This window comes from Streptomyces sp. NPDC032745 (genome assembly GCF_055579465.1).
Genome location: NZ_JBVING010000004.1, coordinates 107,924 through 127,147 on the forward strand (window position 1 = coordinate 107,924; position 19,224 = coordinate 127,147).

At 70.6% G+C, this 19,224-nt stretch carries 16 protein-coding genes; 9 read left to right on the forward strand and 7 right to left on the reverse strand.

Going from position 1 to position 19,224, the window contains the following annotated elements; all coding sequences use genetic code 11:
* Positions 1–275 precede the first annotated feature (275 nt).
* Genes ACZ5WG_RS11770 through nirD form a run of 3 tightly spaced genes read left to right on the forward strand, consistent with a single transcriptional unit; the run spans position 276 to position 4,503 of the window.
* Entirely contained in the window at positions 276–1,607 is a 1,332-nt protein-coding gene (locus tag ACZ5WG_RS11770) for an NAD(P)/FAD-dependent oxidoreductase (protein ID WP_468722445.1), read from the forward strand.
* Between the two features lie 2 nt (positions 1,608–1,609).
* Positions 1,610–4,162: a nitrite reductase large subunit NirB gene (nirB, locus tag ACZ5WG_RS11775; RefSeq protein ID WP_468722447.1), complete on the forward strand. Its 2,553-nt coding sequence runs from the start codon at positions 1,610–1,612 to the stop codon at positions 4,160–4,162.
* The gene (gene nirD / locus ACZ5WG_RS11780) at positions 4,159–4,503 is read left to right on the forward strand and encodes a nitrite reductase small subunit NirD (protein ID WP_468722449.1); all 345 of its coding nucleotides are present in this window, start codon (positions 4,159–4,161) and stop codon (positions 4,501–4,503) included. Before nirB ends, nirD begins: the two co-directional genes overlap by 4 nt.
* A 29-nt stretch (positions 4,504–4,532) precedes the next feature.
* On the opposite strand, the gene ACZ5WG_RS11785 is transcribed toward nirD, so the two are convergent.
* Both ACZ5WG_RS11785 and ACZ5WG_RS11790 read right to left on the reverse strand, forming a co-directional pair.
* Complete coding sequence (locus ACZ5WG_RS11785) at positions 4,533–4,937, reverse strand: VOC family protein (protein WP_468722451.1); 405 nt, start codon at positions 4,935–4,937, stop codon at positions 4,533–4,535.
* Positions 4,938–5,065: 128 nt separating this feature from the next.
* Positions 5,066–5,530, reverse strand: coding sequence for a group III truncated hemoglobin (locus ACZ5WG_RS11790; RefSeq protein ID WP_468722453.1), 465 nt, complete (start codon positions 5,528–5,530; stop codon positions 5,066–5,068).
* A 201-nt stretch (positions 5,531–5,731) separates the two neighbouring features.
* Between ACZ5WG_RS11790 and ACZ5WG_RS11795 the strand changes: the two genes are divergently transcribed.
* On the forward strand, positions 5,732–6,892 hold the full coding sequence (locus ACZ5WG_RS11795) for an alkaline phosphatase PhoX (RefSeq protein WP_468722455.1): 1,161 nt from the start codon (positions 5,732–5,734) through the stop codon (positions 6,890–6,892).
* A gap of 56 nt (positions 6,893–6,948) precedes the next feature.
* On the opposite strand, the gene ACZ5WG_RS11800 is transcribed toward ACZ5WG_RS11795, so the two are convergent.
* From ACZ5WG_RS11800 to dusB, 3 genes are all read right to left on the reverse strand, one after another.
* Positions 6,949–8,001 carry an ArsR/SmtB family transcription factor gene (locus tag ACZ5WG_RS11800; protein ID WP_468722456.1) on the reverse strand — a complete coding sequence of 351 codons (1,053 nt, stop codon included), beginning with the start codon at positions 7,999–8,001 and terminating at the stop codon, positions 6,949–6,951.
* Between the two features lie 390 nt (positions 8,002–8,391).
* Positions 8,392–11,100 carry a pyruvate, phosphate dikinase gene (ppdK, locus tag ACZ5WG_RS11805; protein ID WP_468722458.1) on the reverse strand — a complete coding sequence of 903 codons (2,709 nt, stop codon included), beginning with the start codon at positions 11,098–11,100 and terminating at the stop codon, positions 8,392–8,394.
* 376 nt (positions 11,101–11,476) lie between these two features.
* On the reverse strand, positions 11,477–12,619 hold the full coding sequence (gene dusB, locus ACZ5WG_RS11810; protein ID WP_468722460.1) for a tRNA dihydrouridine synthase DusB: 1,143 nt from the start codon (positions 12,617–12,619) through the stop codon (positions 11,477–11,479).
* A 64-nt stretch (positions 12,620–12,683) separates the two neighbouring features.
* Between dusB and ACZ5WG_RS11815 the strand changes: the two genes are divergently transcribed.
* On the forward strand, positions 12,684–14,138 hold the full coding sequence (locus ACZ5WG_RS11815) for an MFS transporter (RefSeq protein WP_468722462.1): 1,455 nt from the start codon (positions 12,684–12,686) through the stop codon (positions 14,136–14,138).
* Positions 14,139–14,162: 24 nt separating this feature from the next.
* On the opposite strand, the gene ACZ5WG_RS11820 is transcribed toward ACZ5WG_RS11815, so the two are convergent.
* Positions 14,163–14,618, reverse strand: a complete 456-nt coding sequence (locus ACZ5WG_RS11820; protein ID WP_468722464.1) for a MarR family winged helix-turn-helix transcriptional regulator — start codon at positions 14,616–14,618, stop codon at positions 14,163–14,165.
* A gap of 91 nt (positions 14,619–14,709) precedes the next feature.
* Between ACZ5WG_RS11820 and ACZ5WG_RS11825 the strand changes: the two genes are divergently transcribed.
* From ACZ5WG_RS11825 to ACZ5WG_RS11840, 4 genes are all read left to right on the forward strand, one after another.
* Positions 14,710–15,054, forward strand: a complete 345-nt coding sequence (locus tag ACZ5WG_RS11825; protein ID WP_468722466.1) for a DoxX family protein — start codon at positions 14,710–14,712, stop codon at positions 15,052–15,054.
* 57 nt (positions 15,055–15,111) lie between these two features.
* Complete coding sequence (locus tag ACZ5WG_RS11830; RefSeq protein ID WP_468722468.1) at positions 15,112–16,140, forward strand: aldo/keto reductase; 1,029 nt, start codon at positions 15,112–15,114, stop codon at positions 16,138–16,140.
* A 21-nt stretch (positions 16,141–16,161) separates the two neighbouring features.
* The gene (locus ACZ5WG_RS11835) at positions 16,162–16,755 is read left to right on the forward strand and encodes a TetR/AcrR family transcriptional regulator (protein WP_468722469.1); all 594 of its coding nucleotides are present in this window, start codon (positions 16,162–16,164) and stop codon (positions 16,753–16,755) included.
* 219 nt (positions 16,756–16,974) lie between these two features.
* On the forward strand, positions 16,975–17,619 hold the full coding sequence (locus tag ACZ5WG_RS11840; RefSeq protein ID WP_468722471.1) for a VC0807 family protein: 645 nt from the start codon (positions 16,975–16,977) through the stop codon (positions 17,617–17,619).
* Between the two features lie 83 nt (positions 17,620–17,702).
* Here ACZ5WG_RS11840 and ACZ5WG_RS11845 read toward each other — a convergent pair whose 3' ends face one another.
* Positions 17,703–19,085, reverse strand: a complete 1,383-nt coding sequence (locus ACZ5WG_RS11845) for a glycine--tRNA ligase (protein ID WP_468722473.1) — start codon at positions 19,083–19,085, stop codon at positions 17,703–17,705.
* Positions 19,086–19,224 lie beyond the last annotated feature (139 nt).

A 19,224-nucleotide genomic window follows, 5' to 3' on the forward strand; every position in this document is an offset into this window, starting at 1 on the left:
CGATCGGTGCAGCAACCATCAATCCCCGGAAACTTGCGCAAAGGTTGAGCTTTCCCGGCCCGCACAGGTACACGTCGTGCTCCGCCAGGTCCGGCCGCATCTCGCATGCGGATCACGCCAAGGGCCGCCCGAGGGCCGCTGAGCTGCCCGAACCGATCCCCAATCCGCCCTTGAGGGACGCCTCACCGACCCCTGACCAGGGCGCTGAGGTGCGCGTTCCGTCCGGGTAACAACGGCGATGCGGCGGGGAAACAGCGGCCGCGCACGCTCATGCCATGACTTCGGAGCAGCAGCGTGTGGTGGTGATCGGCGGCGGCCTCGCGGGCCTGCGGCTCGCTGCGCGGCTGAACGCGGGTGCCGGTGGCCGTGCCGGGGCCGGGGCCGGGGCCGGGGCCGGGGCCGGTACGGTCCTGACGGTCCTCGGCGAGGAGCCGCACGTCCCGTACAACCGGGTCCTGCTGGCGGACGTGCTGGCGGGCCGGTACGCACCGGAGGTGACCGCCCTCCCGGCCACCGGGCCGGCGCTGCGGCGCGGTGTCCGGGCGGTCCGCATCGACCGCGCCGACCGGACGGTCCACTGCGACGACGGCAGCACGGAGCGGTACGACACGCTGGTCCTGGCCACGGGCTCCAACGCGGTCCTCCCGCCGCTGCGCGGGCTGTTCGAGCCGGAGGGCCGGGAACTGCCCGAAGGGGTCCACGCGTTCCGCACGATGGACGACTGCCTGGCCCTGTCGGCTGCCGTGGCCGTACGGGAAGGTGTGCGCGCGGTGGTGATCGGCGGCGGCCTCCTCGGCGTCTCCGCGGCCCGCGCCCTGGCCGAACGCGGAGCCCAGGTGGTCCTGGCCCAGCAGGGCGAACGGCTGATGGAGCGCCAGCTGGACGCGGACGCCTCTGCGCTGCTGCACACCCACCTCACCGCCCTCGGCATCGAGATCCACACGGAATGCCGGGTCCGCGGCCTGACGACCACGCAGGACGGCAGCCGGCGACAGGTCACCGGGGTCGAGTTCGCCGACGGGTACCGGCTCGATGCCGATGTCGTCGTGCTCGCCTGCGGCGTGCGGCCGCGGACCGGGCTCGCGCTCGCCGCAGGGCTCGAGGTGCGCACCGGGATCGTCGTGGACGACCGGCTGCGGACCAGTGACCCCCGCATCCACGCCATCGGCGACTGCGCCGAGCACGCCGGGCGGGTGTACGGCCTCGCGGGCCCCGCGCTGGAGCAGGCCGACGCCCTCGCCGCGCAGCTCACCGGCACCACCGGCACCACCACCGGCACCGGCACCGGCAGCACCGCCCCCGGATACACCGGAACCCGCGCCCTCACCCGCCTCACCCTCGCCACCGCCGGAGGCACCGGCGCCGGCAGCGGCCCCCTCGATCTCGCCGCCTTCGGCGAGACCACCCCGCTCCCCGGCGACGACGTGGTCCGCCTCGCCGACGCCACCCGCCGGACCTACCGGAAGGTCGTCGTCCGCGGCGACCGCCTCGTCGGCGGCGTCCTCCTCGGCGAACTCTCCAGCGTGGGCGCCCTCGCCCGCAGCTGGGAGGACGAGGAGGACCTGACCGACCTGTTCCACCTGCTCACCGACGACGGAGGCTCCTGATCATGGCCGCAGCCACGCCCACGCCCACTCCCGCCATCGTGCTCATCGGCCACGGCATGGTCGGCCAGCGCTACCTCGAGGCACTCGCCGAGCGCGGGGCCACCGCCACGCACCGGATCACCGTGCTCTGTGAGGAGCCCCGGCCCGCCTACGACCGCGTGCACCTCACCTCGTACTTCTCCGGAAGCACCCCCGAGGACCTCTCCCTCACCCCCGCCGGCTTCATGGAGCAGCACGGGATCGAGCTGCACCTCGGCGACCCCGCCGAGTCCATCGACCGCGAGGCCCGTACCGTCACCTCCCGCTCCGGGCAGGTGTTCCCGTACGACGTACTCGTCCTGGCCACCGGCAGCTACCCCTTCGTGCCGCCCGTCCCCGGCAAGGACGCCCCCGGCTGCTTCGTCTACCGCACCATCGAGGACCTGTTCGCGATCGAGGAGTACGCGAAGACCCGCACCAGCGGCGCCGTCGTCGGCGGCGGCCTCCTCGGGCTCGAGGCCGCCGGCGCCCTGCAGGGCCTCGGCCTCGCCACCCGTGTCGTGGAGTTCGCCCCGCGCCTGATGCCCGTCCAGGTCGACGACGGGGGCGGCGCGGCCCTGCTGCGCACCATCGAGTCGATGGGGCTGACGGTCCACACCGGCGTCGGCACCCAGGAGGTCGTCACCGGCGAGGACGGCCACGTCAGCGGAATGCGGCTCTCCGACGGCTCCACCGTCGACACCGACCTCGTCGTCTTCTCCGCCGGGGTCCGCCCCCGCGACCAGCTCGCCCGCGACTCGGGCCTGACCGTCGGCGAGCGCGGCGGCATCGGCGTCGACGCCCGCTGCCGCACCTCCGACCCGCGCGTCTACGCCATCGGAGAGTGCGCGCTGGCCGCCGACGGCCGCGTCTACGGACTGGTCGCCCCCGGCTACGAGATGGCCGAGACCGCCGCCGAGGACCTCCTGGGCCGCGACAAGGAGTTCACCGGAGCCGACCTCTCCACCAAGCTCAAGCTGCTCGGCGTGGACGTGGCCTCCTTCGGCGACGCCCACGGCGCCACCCAGGGCAGCCTCGACGTCGTCTACTCCGACTCCCGCTCCGGCGTCTACAAGAAGCTGGTCGTCTCCCCCGACGGGGTGCTGCTCGGCGGGGTCCTGGTCGGCGACGCCGACTCGTACGGCCTGCTGCGCCCGCTCACCGGCAGCGTCCCGCCCGTCAGTCCCGACCAGCTGGTCCTGCCCGCCGGCCTCGGGGCGCCCGTGGCGCTCGGCCCGTCGGCGCTCCCCGACTCCGCGGTGATCTGCTCCTGCCACAACGTCACCAAGAAGGCGATCACCGCCTGCGCCACGCTTCCCGAGGTCAAGCAGTGCACGAAGGCGGGCACCGGCTGCGGCAGCTGCCTCAAGGTGATCGGCCAGCTGCTGCCCGCGCCCGCCGACAAAGGGCTGTGCGACTGCTTCCCCTTCACCCGCGCCGAGCTCTACGAGATCGTCCGTACCCGTCGGCTGACCTCGTACGAGCAGCTCCTCGACGGCCACGGCCGGGAGGCGGCCCGCGGCGGCGACGGCTGCGAGGTCTGCAAGCCGACCGTCGGGTCGATCATCGCCTCGCTCGCCCCCACCCTCGGCGCGAGCGGATACGTCCTCGACGGGGAGCAGGCCGCCCTCCAGGACACCAACGACCACTTCCTCGCGAACCTCCAGCGCAACGGCTCGTACTCGGTCGTCCCGCGCATCCCCGGCGGCGAGATCACCCCCGACAAGCTCATCGTGATCGGCGAGGTCGCCCGCGACTTCGGGCTCTACACGAAGATCACCGGCGGTCAGCGCATCGACCTCTTCGGCGCCAGCGTCGACCAGCTCCCGCGGATCTGGGCCCGGCTCGTCGAGGCCGGGTTCGAGTCCGGCCACGCGTACGGGAAGGCGCTGCGCACGGTGAAGTCCTGCGTGGGCCAGACCTGGTGCCGGTACGGGGTCCAGGACAGCGTGCGGATGGCCATCGACCTGGAGCTGCGCTACCGGGGCCTGCGCGCCCCGCACAAGCTCAAGTCGGCGGTGTCCGGCTGTGCGCGCGAGTGCGCGGAAGCGCAGAGCAAGGACTTCGGGGTGATCGCGACGGCGAACGGCTGGAACCTGTACGTCGGCGGGAACGGCGGGGCCACCCCGCGCCACGCGGACCTGCTGGCCCAGGACCTGTCCGATGCCGAACTGGTGCGGCTCATCGACCGGTTCCTGATGTTCTACATCCGCACGGCGGACCGGCTGGAGCGCACCTCGACCTGGCTGGACCGGCTGGAGGGCGGCCTGGACCACCTGCGGGACGTGGTCGTGCACGACTCTCTCGGGCTGTGCGCGGAACTGGAGTCGCTGATGGCCGACCACGTGTCGCACTACCGGGACGAATGGGCCGAGACGCTCCAGGACCCGGAGCGGCTGCGCCGGTTCGTGTCCTTCGTCAACGCGCCGGGCGCCCCCGACCCGACCGTGAAGTTCGTCCCCGAACGCGACCAGGTCAAGCCCGACCTGACCATTCTCAACATCCGGCCGCTGGAGGCCGTGGGAGGCACCCGATGACCGTGGAACTGCACGTGGCCGAAGGCTGGCTGACGGTGTGCGAGCTGTCCGAGCTGACCCCCGGGCGGGGGGTGGCGGTACTGCTGCCCGACGGGAGCCAGGCCGCGGTGTTCATCGGCCGCTCGGGCGGCATGTACGCCATCGACAACCAGGACCCGTTCACCGGGGCGGCCGTGCTCTCGCGGGGGCTGGTCGGATGCATCGACGGCAAGCCGTTCGTGGCCTCGCCCCTGCTGAAGCAGCGCTTCGACCTCGCCACGGGGCGCTGCCTGGACGACGAGGCGGCGGCGGTCCGGACCTATCCGGTGCGGACCGCCGTGACCTCCGGCGCGGTGGCGTAACGAGGGAGTGGCGCGGGCGCGGCGGAGCGTCAGCCCTGGACGGCCGCCGGGTCCATCCAGACGTACTCCCAGACGTGGCCCTCCAGGTCCTCGAAGGCGCGGCCGTACATGAAGCCGAGGTCCTGGGCCGGGCGGGGCTCGGTGCCGCCCGCCGCCAGGGCGGCGTCGACCACCTCGTCGACCTTCTCCCGGCTGTCCGCGCTCAGGGCGAGCATGACCTCGGTGGTCTTGGTGGCGTCCGCCACCTCCTTGGTGGCGAAGTCCTTGAACCGGGCCTCGGTCATCAGCATCGCGAAGATCGTGTCGCTGATGACGAGGCAGCCGGTCGCCTCGTCGCTGAACTGGGGGTTGAAGGAGTAGCCGAGCTTGCCCCAGAACGCCTTGGCGGCATCGATGTCCTTGACCGGCAGGTTGACGAAGATCATGGTGGGCATCTCGGTTCCTCTTCTCTCACGTGGTGTGCTTTCGAGAGTTAGACCGGGGGTGCCGGGAAAACTCATCGCTCCCGCGAAAATTCTTCCGGAGATCTCCGCGGGGCAGCAGGACAACCCGTCATCGCAGGTCAGGCCGTGGAGCGGAGCTCCAGCGCCGCCAGCGGTACGAACCCGCAGGCGTCCTGTCTCCGGAGCAGCGCGGGATCCGGCCCGGCCAGCCGCCGGTGCAGGGCCAGTGCGATCCGCTCGCCGGTCGCCTTCGCCCGCTCCGCGGTCGGCCCCCGGTGCAGGCCGTCGACGGTGGCGTGCCACAGCTGCACCCAGCGTCCGAAGTCCTCGGCGGTCAGCGCCCGCGCCGCGTGCAGGGCGGCGTGCGGGGCGAAGGCGTCGCGCCGGTAGTCGGCCGTGCGGAACAGGGCCCGCTCCCAGAAGTCGGTGATCCGGGACAGGTGGACCTCGAGGTCCGTCCCGGCGATCTCGGTGAAGAACGGCCCGATGCGCCGGTCGGCGAAGGCGGCGGTGTAGAAGCGGCGCAGCACGACGGCGAGGTCGGCGCGGCCGGAGATGTCGTGGTCCGCGGCGAACTGGTTCATTGCTTCACCATCCTCGCCGAAGCGGCGCCTCCCCGGGGCGGAAAGTCCCGCGGTTCGTCACATCAGGCGGATCGAACGGGAACCGGTCGCCCCCGCGTCACGCCGCGTTGGGACTGCGGCAATTCGGCGCTCGTAGGGTCCTGTGCGCGTGCGACTCCGCGCCTGACCGGGTGCGGGGCCCCTCCTCCCACAGGAGTGACCGTGGAACGTCGTACCTTCCTGCGCGGCGCCGTGATCGGCTCCTCGGCCGCCGCCTTCGGCGGCACATTGACGCGCGGGGCCGCCTACGCGGCGCCCGCCCAGCCCGGTGCGGGGCCCTACGGGGCCCTCGGCGCGGCGGACACGAACGGCATCCGTCTCCCCGCAGGCTTCAGCAGCCGGGTGATCGCCCGGTCCGGCCAGAACGTCGGCCCCACGACCTACAAGTGGCACAGCGCCCCCGACGGCGGCGCCTGTTTCCCGGACGGCGCCGGCTGGATCTACGTCTCCAACTCCGAGATCAATCCGTCCGGCGGCGCGAGCGCGGTGAAGCTCGACGTCTCCGGGGCGGTCACCGGCGCCTACCGGATCCTCTCCGGCACCCGGCAGAACTGCGCGGGCGGCAGGACCCCGTGGAACACGTGGCTGTCCTGCGAGGAGGTGAGCCTGGGCTACGTCTACGAGACCGACCCGTACGGGGTGAACGCGGCCGTGCAGCGGCCGGCGCTGGGCCGGTTCAAGCACGAGGCCGCGGCCGCCGACCCGGTGCGCCGGGCGATCTACCTGACCGAGGACGAGACCAACGGCTGCTTCTACCGTTTCCTGCCCACGACCTGGGGCGACCTGTCCGCCGGCACCCTCCAGGTGCTGGTGGCCGGCACCGCCGCCGCCGGCTCCTTCACCTGGGCCGACGTGCCCGACCCGGACGGCTCGCCGACCACGACCCGCACCCAGGTCTCCGGCGCCAAGCACTTCAACGGCGGCGAGGGCTGCCACTACGCCGGCGACACGGTCTGGTTCACCACCAAGGGCGACAACCGGGTCTGGCAGGTCGACCTGGCGGGCGGCACGTACGAGCTGGCCTACGACGACTCGCTCGTGCCCGGCGGCGCGGCCCCGCTGACGGGCGTGGACAACGTCACCGGGTCCTCGTACGGCGATCTGTACGTGGCCGAGGACGGCGGCAACATGGAGATCTGCGTGATCACCCCGGACGACGTGGTCGCCCCGTTCCTGCGGATCACCGGCCAGTCCTCCTCGGAGATCACCGGCCCGGCCTTCTCCCCCGACGGCACCCGGCTGTACTTCTCGAGCCAGCGCGGCACGACGGGCAGCTCCTCCGGCGGCATCACGTACGAGGTGACCGGGCCCTTCCGGGTCTGACGGTGGCCGCCCCCGGGCCCCGGACCGGGATTCCCGGTACGGGGGCCCGCGGGCGGCTACGAGGCCACCGCGCCGCCCTTGAGGAGCGCGGCCCCCAGCGGGGTCACCGTGTGCAGGACGGCGTTCCCCCGGCGCAGGGTGGTGACCAGGCCCGCCTCGCGCATCACGCAGGCGTGCTGGCTCGCGGAGGCCAGCGAGACCCCGGCCCGGCGGGCCAGCTCGCTGGTGGTGGCGCCGTCGCCGATGGCCCGCAGCACCACCGAGCGGGTGTGCCCGACGAGCTTGCCCAGCGTGCGCTGGCGCTGCTCCTCCAGGGGCCGAATCGATTCGCCGCCGGTGGGCGCCGAAGCCAGCTGCGCGGCGGCCGGGTAGACCAGCACCGGGGGCAGCTCCGGGTCGTGCAGGGTCACGGCGGTCTTCCGGCAGAAGAACGACGGCTGGAGCAGCAGCCCGCGCCCACGCAGCCGTACGTCGCGGTCCACGGGGTAATCGCATTCCAGGACCGGAGCCCGCCAGCGCAGCATCGGCGGCAGGGAGGCCAGCAGCTCGTCGGCGCCGCCGTCGAGCAGGGCCCGGCCGCGCGCGGCCCGCTCGGCCTCGATCTGGGCCTGGATGTGCGTCCAGTACGGCTCCACGGCCGCCCGGTGGTAGCCGCGCAGCTCGCCCAGCAGCCTCGGCATGTGCTTGGTGCCGCCGTCCATGAAGTCCCGCAGCCGCCGCGGGACCGACGCGTCGGCGCCTCCGCTCACGGCCGAGGGCATGCCGAACGCGGCTCCCACGCCCGTTCCCGCGCCCAGCAGCGTCAGCTCGCGCCGCATCCGCTCGGGTCGGATCCCGCGCAGGGCGTCGAGTCCCACGTCCCACCCGTACTGCCCCTCCACAGGGGTCAGGAAATCGGGAAAATAACCACGACTCGGTATGAGCGCACCAAGCAAACGTGTTTCACTATTCAACCTGCTCCGGGTTTCCGTACGCCATTCACCGAAGAGCCGGGCATCGCGCCGGTCTCTTAAGCGGTGAAAACTCAGAATCGTTTCCCACAACGCATCGGGACGCCCTGCCATCCGTACGCGTGCCAGGTCCACTCCAGTGAAATGGATACGCAGCACCGAACCCCCACCTGTGCAACCGCAATCCCCCCGCCCCATGAGTATGCATGCCGTCACACGTTGTCACCACGCCCTTTCGGCCACAGTTGAAACCCCTTTCGGCAGGGGCGTGACAACCGAAATCCTGTACTCCGCCAGGGACACTCCAGTGCGACCGAAACGCTCCGTGAAGGCCGTGGGGGGCTTTGCGGGGCCTGGCGGTCGGTCGCACCGGGAAGCGCCGACGTGCCTGGCAGATTGACAGCAGGCGGTGGACGGGTGGGGATCCGTCCACCGCCTGCTGGCGTAAAGATTTGTTGAACAACAAAAAATGGGCGCGTCCGCCCTCGGGGGTCAGGGAACCCGGGGGCGGACGCGCAGTCAGCGGGCCCTGTCAGGGCCGTGGAGGGGTCAGCGGCTGTCGCTGCCCTTCGCCTCGGCGGCGGCGCGGCCGGCCTCCAGGCGCGCCACCGGAATCCGGAAGGGCGAGCAGGAGACGTAGTCGAGACCCACCTCGTGGAAGAAGTGGACGGACTCCGGGTCTCCGCCGTGCTCGCCGCAGACGCCGAGCTTGAGGTCGGGGCGGGTGGCCCGGCCGGCCTGGACCGCGCTGCGGACCAGCGAGCCGACGCCGTCCTTGTCGATGGTCTCGAACGGCGAGACCCCGAAGATGCCCTTCTCCAGGTACGCGGTGAAGAAGCTGGCCTCGACGTCGTCGCGGGAGAAGCCCCACACCGTCTGGGTCAGGTCGTTCGTGCCGAAGGAGAAGAACTGCGCGGCCTCGGCGATCTGCCCGGCCGTGAGGGCGGCACGGGGCAGCTCGATCATCGTGCCGATGGTCAGCTTGAGGCTGGTGCCGGTGGCGGCCTCGACCTCGGCGATGACCGCGTCGGCCTCCTCGCGGACGATCTCCAGCTCCTGGACGGTGCCCACGAGCGGGACCATGATCTCGGCGCGCGGGTCGCCCTTGGCGTTCTTGCGCTCGGCGGCGGCCTCGGCGATCGCCCGGACCTGCATGGCGAACAGACCGGGGATGACCAGGCCGAGGCGGACACCGCGCAGACCCAGCATCGGGTTCTGCTCGTGCAGCTTGTGCACGGCCTGGAGCAGGCGCAGGTCGTTCTCGTTGGCGTCCTTGCGGGCCTCGGCGAGGGCGACGCGCACCGACAGCTCGGTGATGTCGGGCAGGAACTCGTGCAGCGGCGGGTCGAGGAGGCGGACGGTGACGGGCAGGCCGTCCATCGCCTCGAACAGCTCGACGAAGTCCTTCTTCTGCAGCGGCAGGAGGGCACTCAGTGCCTCCTCGCGCTCCTTGTCGGTGTCCGCGAGGATCAGGTGCTCGACCAGCTCGCGGCGCTCACCGAGGAACATGTGCTCGGTGCGGCACAGGCCGATGCCCTGGGCGCCGAAGCGGCGGGCGCGCAGCGCGTCCTCGGCGTTGTCGGCGTTGGCCCGCACCCGCAGCCGGCGGACGCGGTCCGCGTACGCCATGATCCGGTGCACGGCGGCGACCAGCTCGTCGGCGTCGTCGGCGCCGGCGTGCATGCGGCCCTCGAAGTACTCGACGACCGGGGACGGTACGACGGGTACCTCACCGAGGTAGACCTTGCCGGTGGAGCCGTCGATGGAGACGACGTCGCCCTCTTCGACGACCGTTCCGCCGACCGTCATGCGGCGGCGCTTGGTGTCGACCTCGAGGTCCTCGGCGCCGCAGACACAGGTCTTGCCCATGCCGCGGGCGACGACGGCGGCGTGCGAGGTCTTGCCGCCGCGCGAGGTCAGGATGCCCTCGGAGGCGATCATGCCGTCCAGGTCGTCGGGGTTGGTCTCGCGGCGGATCAGGATGACCTTCTCGCCGGAGCGGGACCACTTGACGGCCGTGTACGAGTCGAAGACGGCCTTGCCGACCGCCGCACCCGGGGAGGCGGCGATGCCGCGGCCGAGCAGGGTCGTCTTGGCGCCCTCGTCGAAGCGCGGGAACATCAGCTGCGCCAGCTGGGCGCCGTTGACGCGCTGGAGCGCCTCGGCCTCGTCGATCAGGCCCTGGTCGACGAGCTGGGTGGCGATGCGGAAGGCGGCGCCGGCGGTGCGCTTGCCGACGCGGGTCTGCAGCATCCACAGCTGGCCGCGCTCGATGGTGAACTCGATGTCGCAGAGATCCTTGTAGTGGGTCTCCAGCGTCGTCATGATCGTCATGAGCTGGTCGTACGAGGCCTTGTCGATCGCCTCGAGGTCCGCCAGCGGGACGGTGTTGCGGATGCCCGCGACGACGTCCTCGCCCTGGGCGTTCTGCAGGTAGTCGCCGTACACGCCGGCGTGGCCGCTGGCGGGGTCGCGGGTGAACGCGACGCCGGTGCCGGAGTCGGGGCCGAGGTTGCCGAAGACCATGGAGCAGATGTTGACCGCGGTGCCCAGGTCGCTCGGGATGCGCTCCTGGCGCCGGTAGAGCTTGGCGCGGTCGGTGTTCCACGAGTTGAAGACCGCCTCGACGGCGAGGTCCAGCTGCTCGCGGGCGTCCTGCGGGAACTCGCGGCCGGCCTGCTTGGCGACGATCTTCTTGAAGCGGGTGACCAGCTTCTTGAGGTCGGCGGCGTCGAGGTCGGTGTCGACGGTGACCTTCTTGGCGGCCTTGGCCTCGTCGAGGGCTTCCTCGAAGAGCTCGCCCTCGACGCCGAGGACGGTCTTGCCGAACATCTGGATGAGGCGGCGGTACGAGTCCCACGCGAAGCGCTCGTTGCCGGCCTGGGCGGCGAGACCGACGACGGACTCGTCGGAGAGGCCGATGTTGAGGACCGTGTCCATCATGCCGGGCATGGAGAACTTGGCGCCGGAGCGCACGGAGACCAGCAGCGGGTCGTCCGACTGGCCGAGCTTCTTGCCCATCTTCGCCTCGAGGGCGGCCAGGTGGGCGCTGACCTCGTCGCGCAGCGCGGCCGGGGCCTCACCGCTGGCGAGGTAGACCTTGCAGGCCTCGGTGGTGATGGTGAAGCCGGGAGGGACCGGCAGACCCAGGTTGGTCATCTCGGCGAGGTTGGCCCCCTTGCCGCCGAGAAGGTCCTTGAGGTCGCGGTTTCCCTCGGTGAAGTCGTAGACGAACTTCTGATCTTTGTTTTCCGACACGGGTCTCGACTCCTCGAGGACTCGGTGGCTGCCCTGACGGCCAGGAACATACCCAGATCGAAGGCTTCTGGGTACGTCCACTTGGTCGTCATACGGCTGTAACCACTCGTGCGCCAGCAGATCGAAAGTAACCGAGCAGTAGCCAGAACCTACGAAGAGCGTTCACCTCCCGAAGGATCAAGGGCCTCCTGAGGCTTGTTTGCGCTCGGATGAGCGATCATCGATACATTTGCGTTCAAGTCTTGAACAAACAAAGGGTGGCACCCAGTGCCACCCTTTGGAAGTCTTACCCGTGATTTTCGCGCTCATGTGAGCGCAACCCCACCCATGCGTGGCGTATGTCACGCCGCCGACGGCATAATTTGTCAGCTGTTTCTCAGCCTCCGGACGTGTCCAGTTCGGCGTCCTCGCTCACCCCGGCGCAGTCGTACGGATCCTTCAGCCAGCCGTCCGGCAGGACAACTCGGTTGTTTCCGGACGTCCGGCCGCGCGGGCCGTCCGCACTGTCGGGCCACGGCTGGTCCAGGTCGAGCTCGCTCAGATGAGCATCCAGCTCGGCCAGCGACGAGGTGACCGCCAGCTTCTTCCGCATCTCGGAACCCACCGAGAAGCCCTTGAGGTACCAGGCCACGTGCTTACGGAAGTCGATCACCCCGCGCGCCTCGTCGCCGATCCACTCACCCAGCAGCTCGGCGTGCCGGTGCATGGTGGCCGCGACCTCGCGCAGCGTGGGTTTGTGGAAGTCTTCCGGGCGCCCCTCGAAGGCCGCCACCAGGTCGTTGAACAGCCACGGGCGGCCCAGGCAGCCGCGCCCGACGACCACGCCGTCGCAGCCGGTCTCGCGGACCATGCGCAGCGCGTCCTCGGCGCACCAGATGTCGCCGTTGCCGAGCACGGGGATCTCCGGCACGTGCTCCTTGAGCCGCGCGATGGCGTCCCAGTCGGCGGTGCCGCCGTAGTGCTGGGCGGTGGTGCGCCCGTGCAGGGCGATGGCCGTGACGCCCTCCTCGACTGCGATCCGGCCGGCGTCCAGGTAGGTCAGGTGGTCGTCGTTGATGCCCTTGCGCATCTTCATGGTGACCGGCAGGTCGCCGGCGCCCGCGACGGCCTCGCGCAGGATGGCGCGCAGCAGGTTCCGCTTGTACGGGAGCGCGGAGCCGCCGCCCTTGCGGGTCACCTTGGGGACCGGGCAGCCGAAGTTCAGGTCGATGTGGTCGGCCCGGTCCTCTTCGACGATCATGCGGACCGCCTTGCCGACCGTCGTCGGGTCGACTCCGTACAGCTGGATCGAACGAGGCTTCTCGGTCTCGTCGAAGTGGATCAGCTGCATGGTCTTCTCGTTGCGCTCGACCAGGGCGCGGGTCGTGATCATCTCGCTCACGAACAGCCCCTTGCCGCCGCTGAACTCGCGGCAGAGGGTACGGAACGGGGCATTGGTGATGCCGGCCATGGGGGCGAGCACCACGGGGGGCTGCACGGTGTGCGGGCCGATCGCGAGCGGCGGGGGGAGCGTGGTCATCCCCCCATTGTCGCCCAGGCGAACCGCAGCACACATTTCGTTAGTTAGGCGTACTATCGTAACCATGTCCGAGTCGAGCCGCCGCCGGAGGATGCTGGTCCTGGCGATCTGCTGCATGAGCCTGCTCATCGTCGGCCTCGACGTGACCGTCCTCAACGTCGCCCTGCCCTCGATGCGCCGCGAGCTGGACGCCTCCGTCGCCGGTATGCAGTGGACGCTCGACGCGTACACGCTGGTCCTGGCCTCGCTGCTGATGCTGGCGGGCTCCACGGCGGACCGGATCGGGCGCCGCAGGGTCTTCACCGCGGGGCTCGTCGTCTTCACGGCGGGTTCGCTGCTCTGTTCGCTGGCGCCGACCCTGGAGTGGCTGATCGCCTTCCGGATGGTCCAGGCCGTGGGCGGCTCGATGCTCAACCCGGTCGCCATGTCGATCATCACCAACACCTTCACGGATCCGCGCGAGCGGGCCCGCGCCATCGGCGCCTGGGGCGCGGTGGTCGGCATCTCCATGGCCGTGGGCCCGCTGATCGGCGGGCTGCTCGTGGAATCGGTCGGCTGGCGCTCCATCTTCTGGATCAACCTCCCGGTCGGGCTGCTGGCCCTGGCGCTGACCCTGCGGTTCGTCCCGGAGTCGCGGGCCGGGCGCCCCCGGCGCCCGGACCCGGTGGGCCAGCTGCTGGTCATGACCCTGCTGGGGTCCGTGACGTACGGGATCATCGAGGCGCCGGCCGCCGGCTGGAGCTCGCCGGTCATCCTCGGCTGCACGGCCCTGGCCGTGGCCTCGCTGGCAGGGCTGCTGTTCCACGAGCCGCGGCGGGCGGAGCCGCTCATCGACCCGCGGTTCTTCCGGAGCGCTCCGTTCAGCGGCGCGACGGTGATAGCGGTCAGCGCCGTTGCCGCGCTGTCCGGGTTCCTGTTCCTCAACACCCTGTACCTGCAGGACGTACGGGGGCTCAGCGCGCTCGACGCCGGGCTCTACATGCTGCCGATGGCCCTGCTGACCTTCCTCTGCGCACCGCTGTCGGGCCGGCTGGTCGCCAACCGGGGGCCTCGGCCGCCGCTGCTGATCGCGGGGACGGGGATGGCGGCGAGCGGGGTGCTGTTCGCCGCCTTCTCGGCGGAGACCTCGACGCCGCTGCTGTTCACCGCGTACGTGCTGTTCGGGCTGGGCTTCGGCATGGTGAACGCGCCCATCACCAACACGGCGGTCTCCGGGATGCCCCGGGCTCAGGCGGGGGTCGCGGCCGCGGTCGCCTCCACGAGCAGGCAGACCGGCGGCACGCTGGGCGTGGCCGTGATCGGCGCGGTCCTGGCGGCCGGGACGGCGAGCGGCTCCGATTTCGTCGAGGCGACCCGGCCGGCCTGGTGGATCATCACGGGCTGCGGGCTGGTCACACTCGTCGTGGGCGCCGCGACCAGTGGCCGGTGGGCCATGGGGACGGCGGCGCGGACCGCCCGGAGCCTGGAGCAGACGGCCACGGTGTCCTCGCAGGCGGCCGGGGCCCCGCCGCGCGGCTGACGGCCGGGCGGGCCGCCCGCGCTCCTACTCGCTGCAGTTGTAGTCGTCGGCGTTCGAGTCGATCCGGGCCAGCAGTCCGCGCAGTACGTCCTGGTCCTGCTGCGAGAGCGCGGCGAACAGGGAGAGTTCGACCTCGTCGAGGGCTGCGTTCGTCTTGGCGAGGGCGGCCGATCCGGCCTCGGTGATGGCCACGTTGTGGCGGCGGCGGTCGGCCGGATCCCGGCGGCGGAGGGCGAGGCCCTCGCCCTCCAGGTCGTTGAGGATGCCGACCAGCACGCTCGGGTCCACCTCGAGCTGCTCGGCGAGTGCCCGCTGGCCGATGGGGCCGTCCTCCAGGCGCATCAGCGTCATCGCGTGCCGCGGGGTGAGCCCGGCCGCGCTGAGCGCCTTCTTCATGCGGGTCTCGGTGATCGAGCCGTGCCAGGCCAGCAGCAGGCCCAGCCGCTGCGGTGGGTGCGGAGACTCCTGAGCTGCCGTCATATCAGACATCGTAACAACCAGGGAATGGTTGCGGAGATTCGATCGTTGATGCTATTCAATGATTAACAATCCCCGATCGTTGGAGACCTTCATGTTCATTGCGTACGCCGTCGTCGCCGGTCTGCTCGCACTCGCCCTGGCCGCGTCCGCCACGCTCACGCTCCAGCGCAACGACGCGATCGTGGCGAGCATGCAGAAGGTCCAGGTCCCGGACACCTGGCTGCCCCGGCTGGCCGGCCTGAAGGCGGCCGGCGCGATAGGCCTGGTCGCAGGCCTTTGGGTGACTCCGCTGGGCGTGGCCGCGGCCGTCGGCGTGACCCTCTACTTCATCGGCGCGGTCATCAGCCACCTGCGCGTCAAGGACTTCGAACTGGCCCCGGCGGCCACCCTCGCCCTGGTCGCGGTGGCGGCGCTCGCGCTGCGGGTGGCGGCATAGCCACCCTGACGGGTGACAGATATTGAAATCTGTCACCCGTCATGCCATGGTTGTTCCATGACCAAGAACGAGAACACCCGCTCCCTCGGCTCGACCGGCCCGTCCGTCTTCCCCCTGGGGCTGGGCTGCATGGGTATGTCCGCGCTGTACGGGGAGGCCGACCGCACCGAGTCGATCGCGACCCTTCACGCCTACCTGGACGCCGTCCCCGACGGCGCGAGTGCGCTGCTCGACACCGGCGACTTCTACGGCATGGGGCACAACGAGATGCTCATCGGCGAGGCTTTGCGCACCGCGCCCGCCGCAGCCCGCGAGCAGGCACTGGTCAGCGTGAAGTTCGGTGCCCTGCGCACCGTCGAGGGCGGCTTCACCGGCTACGACGGCCGCCCCGAGGCCGTCAGGAACTTCCTGGCCTACTCGCTCCAGCGCCTCGGCCGGGACCACATCGACATCTACCGGATCGCCCGTGTCGACCCGGCCGTCCCGATCGAGGAGACCGTCGGCGCCATCGCCGAGGCGGTCGAGGCCGGGCACGTGCGGCACATCGGCCTCTCCGAGGTCGGCGCCGACACGCTGCGCAGAGCCGCGGCCGTGGCCCCGATCGCGGACCTCCAGATCGAGTACTCGCTCATCTCCCGCGGCATCGAGGAGGAGATCCTGCCGACCGCCCGCGAGCTGGGCATCGGCGTCACGGCGTACGGGGTGCTGAGCCGCGGCCTGATCAGCGGGCACTTCAGCCGCGACCGGGAGCTGACTCCGGGCGACTTCCGCGGGATGAGCCCCCGCTTCCAGGGCGAGAACCTGCAGCGCAACCTCGACCTGGTCGACGCCCTGCGCAAGGTCGCGGAGGGCAAGGGGGTCAGCGTCGCCCAGACCGCCATCGCCTGGGTGCTCTCGCGCGGCGAGGACATCGTGCCGCTGGTGGGCGCCCGCCGCCGGGACCGGCTGTCCGAGGCACTGGGTGCCATGGACGTGGAGCTGACCCCGGCGGACCTGGCGGCCGTCGAGGAGGCGGTCCCGGCGGGAGCCGCGGCCGGCGAGCGGTACCCGGCAGCGCAGATGGCCCACCTCGACAGCGAGCACTGAGCGGGCGGTACGGTCGTACTCATGCCCCCCGCTGCTGCCGAGCCCCTGACACCCGAGCGCATCCTCGAGACCACCGAGGAGGTGCTGCGCCGCTACGGCCCCACCAAGGCGACCGTGGTGGACGTGGCCCGCGCCCTGGGCGTCAGCCACGGCAGCGTGTACCGGCACTTCCCGTCGAAGGCGGCGCTGCGCGAGGCCGTCACGGACCGCTGGCTCGCCAAGAGCGTCGTCCGCCTGGAGGAGATCGCCTCCGCCCCCGGGTCGGCCGCGCCCTCCAAGCTGGAGGCGTGGCTGGAGGCACTCTTCGAGGCCAAGCGGCACAAGGCCGGTGACGACCCGGAGCTGTTCGCGACGTACACGGTGCTGCTCGCCGAGAACAGCGGTGTGGTGGACCATCATCTGAGCCAGCTGATCGACCAGTTGGGCCGGATCATCTCCGAGGGTGTCGAGGCGGGCTCGCTCAGTGCGCCCGATGTGCCGGCCGCCGCCCGGGCGGTGTTCGACGCCACCGGCCGTTTCCACGATCCGCAGTACGCGGCCGACTGGCTCTCGCCCACGATCATCACGGAGTTCGAGGCCGTCACCGCCCTCGTGATCCGGGGCCTGCGCGCCTGATCGGGTAGGCAACGCCCACGGCAACGTCCGGAATCAGCCACTCCGGACAGTTTGATGATCATTTTGGGCGCGTCTTCCTTGTCCGTACCCCGTCAATTCCATACGGTCCCCCTACCGCACTTCATCAGGCACGTTCCAGGGGGAACCTTGTCCGCTCAACCCACTCAGGCAGCACCGCCCGCAGCTCCGGCCCGTTCCGGCGGCGCCGCGGCGATCGGCTTGATCCTGACCATCACGCTCAACGTGGTCGCACCGATCGTCACTTACAACACCCTCCTCCACGACCACGGTTGGAGCGAGGCCTCGGCACTGCTGGCGAGTGGCGCCTGGCCCGTGCTCGAGAGCGCCGTCATGGTTGCCTGGCGGCGCAAGCTCGACGAGTTCGCCATCGTCACCCTGGCGTTCCTGGTGATCACCGCCGTGGTCTCCCTCGTGGGCGCCCAGTCCGCCCAAGCCCTGCTGGTCAAGGATTCCGCCGTCACGGGCCTGTTCGGACTCCTGTGCCTCGCCACGCTGCTCGCGCCGCGTCCGCTGATGTTCTACTTCGGCCGGAAGTTCGGCACGGACGGCACGCCGGCAGGCGTGGCGTACTACAACGACCTGTGGCGGTTCGAGGGTTTCCGCAACGCCCAGCGCCGCATGACCCTGGTCTGGGGCGTGGTCTACCTCATCGAGGCGGCGGTCCGGATCGTCCTGTCGTACGTCCTGGACACCTCCACCATGGTGACCCTCAGCCCGTTCATGATCTACGGGACGCTCGGCGGCCTGGCCCTCTGGACGGTCCGCTTCGTCAAGCGCAGCCAGGCGGAGGGCAAGAAGCGGGCCGCCGCGGCGGCCGCGCAGGCCGAGGGCTCCGCGGCCTGACCGGGCCGTCCGCGCTACAAGCGAAAAGACCGGTGGCCCGGTGCGCGATCCGCGCACCGGGCCACCGGTCTTTCAGACGGGAACTAGCAGCCGAGCAGGCGGCTGCCGAGGTAGCTCTGGATCTGGTCCAGGGAGACTCGCTCCTGCTTCATGGTGTCGCGCTCGCGCACGGTCACCGCGTTGTCGTCCAGGGTGTCGAAGTCGACGGTGACGCAGAACGGCGTACCGATCTCGTCCTGGCGGCGGTAGCGGCGGCCGATGGCGCCCGCGTCGTCGAACTCGATGTTCCAGTTCTTGCGCAGGTCGGCGGCGAGGCCCTTGGCCTTCGGCGACAGCTGCGGGTTGCGGGACAGCGGCAGGACGGCGACCTTGATCGGGGCCAGGCGCGGGTCGAAGCGCATCACGGTGCGCTTCTCCATGACGCCCTTGGCGTTCGGGGCCTCGTCCTCGTTGAACGCGTCGAGCATGAAGGCGAGCATGGCGCGGTTGACACCGGCCGCCGGCTCGATGACGTAAGGGGTGTAGCGCTCACCGGCTTCCTGGTCGAAGTAGGTGAGGTCCTGGCCCGAGGCGGCGGAGTGGGCCTTGAGGTCGAAGTCGGTGCGGTTGGCCACACCCTCGAGCTCGGAGAACTCGTTGCCGCCGAAGTTGAAGCGGTACTCGATGTCGGCGGTGCGCTTCGAGTAGTGGGACAGCTTCTCCTTCGGGTGCTCGTACCAGCGGATGTTCTCCTCGCGGATGCCGAGGTCGCGGTACCAGTTCCAGCGCTCCGCCATCCAGTACTCCTGCCACTGCTCGTCCTCGCCCGGCTTGACGAAGAACTCCATCTCCATCTGCTCGAACTCGCGCGTGCGGAAGATGAAGTTGCCCGGAGTGATCTCGTTGCGGAAGGACTTGCCCATCTGCGCGATGCCGAACGGAGGCTTCTTGCGCGAGGTGGTCTGCACCTGGGCGAAGTTGGTGAAGATGCCCTGGGCGGTCTCGGGGCGCAGGTACGCCTTCGAGCCGGTGTCCTGGGTCGGGCCGAGGTGGGTCTCCAGCATGCCGGAGAACTGCTTCGGCTCGGTGAACTGGCCCTTCACACCGCAGTTGGGGCAGTTGATGTCGGCGAGACCGTTGGCGGGCAGACGGCCGTGCTTGGCCTCGTACGCCTCTTCCAGGTGGTCGGCGCGGTGGCGCTTGTGGCAGGAGGTGCACTCGGTCAGCGGGTCCGAGAAGGTCGCGACGTGGCCGGAGGCCACCCAGACCTCGGGGGCCAGGATCACGGACGAGTCGATACCGACGATGTCCTCACGCCCGGTGACCATCGCCTTCCACCACTGGCGCTTGATGTTCTCCTTGAGCTCGACACCGAGCGGGCCGTAGTCCCAGGCGGCCTTGGAGCCGCCGTAGATCTCACTGCACGGGAAAACGAAGCCACGGCGCTTGCTCAGGCTGACGATGGTTTCGATCTTGTCGGCGGCCACGGTGCTCTCTTCATTACGAGGACGAACGGCGAAGACTCAAGGTTACCGGCGCCCGCACCCCCCCTTTCAAATCGGGACCCCCTTCCACGGCCCCTCCCCCGGGCTCCCACCAGGGTTTTTGACAACCGTTTCCATTTTT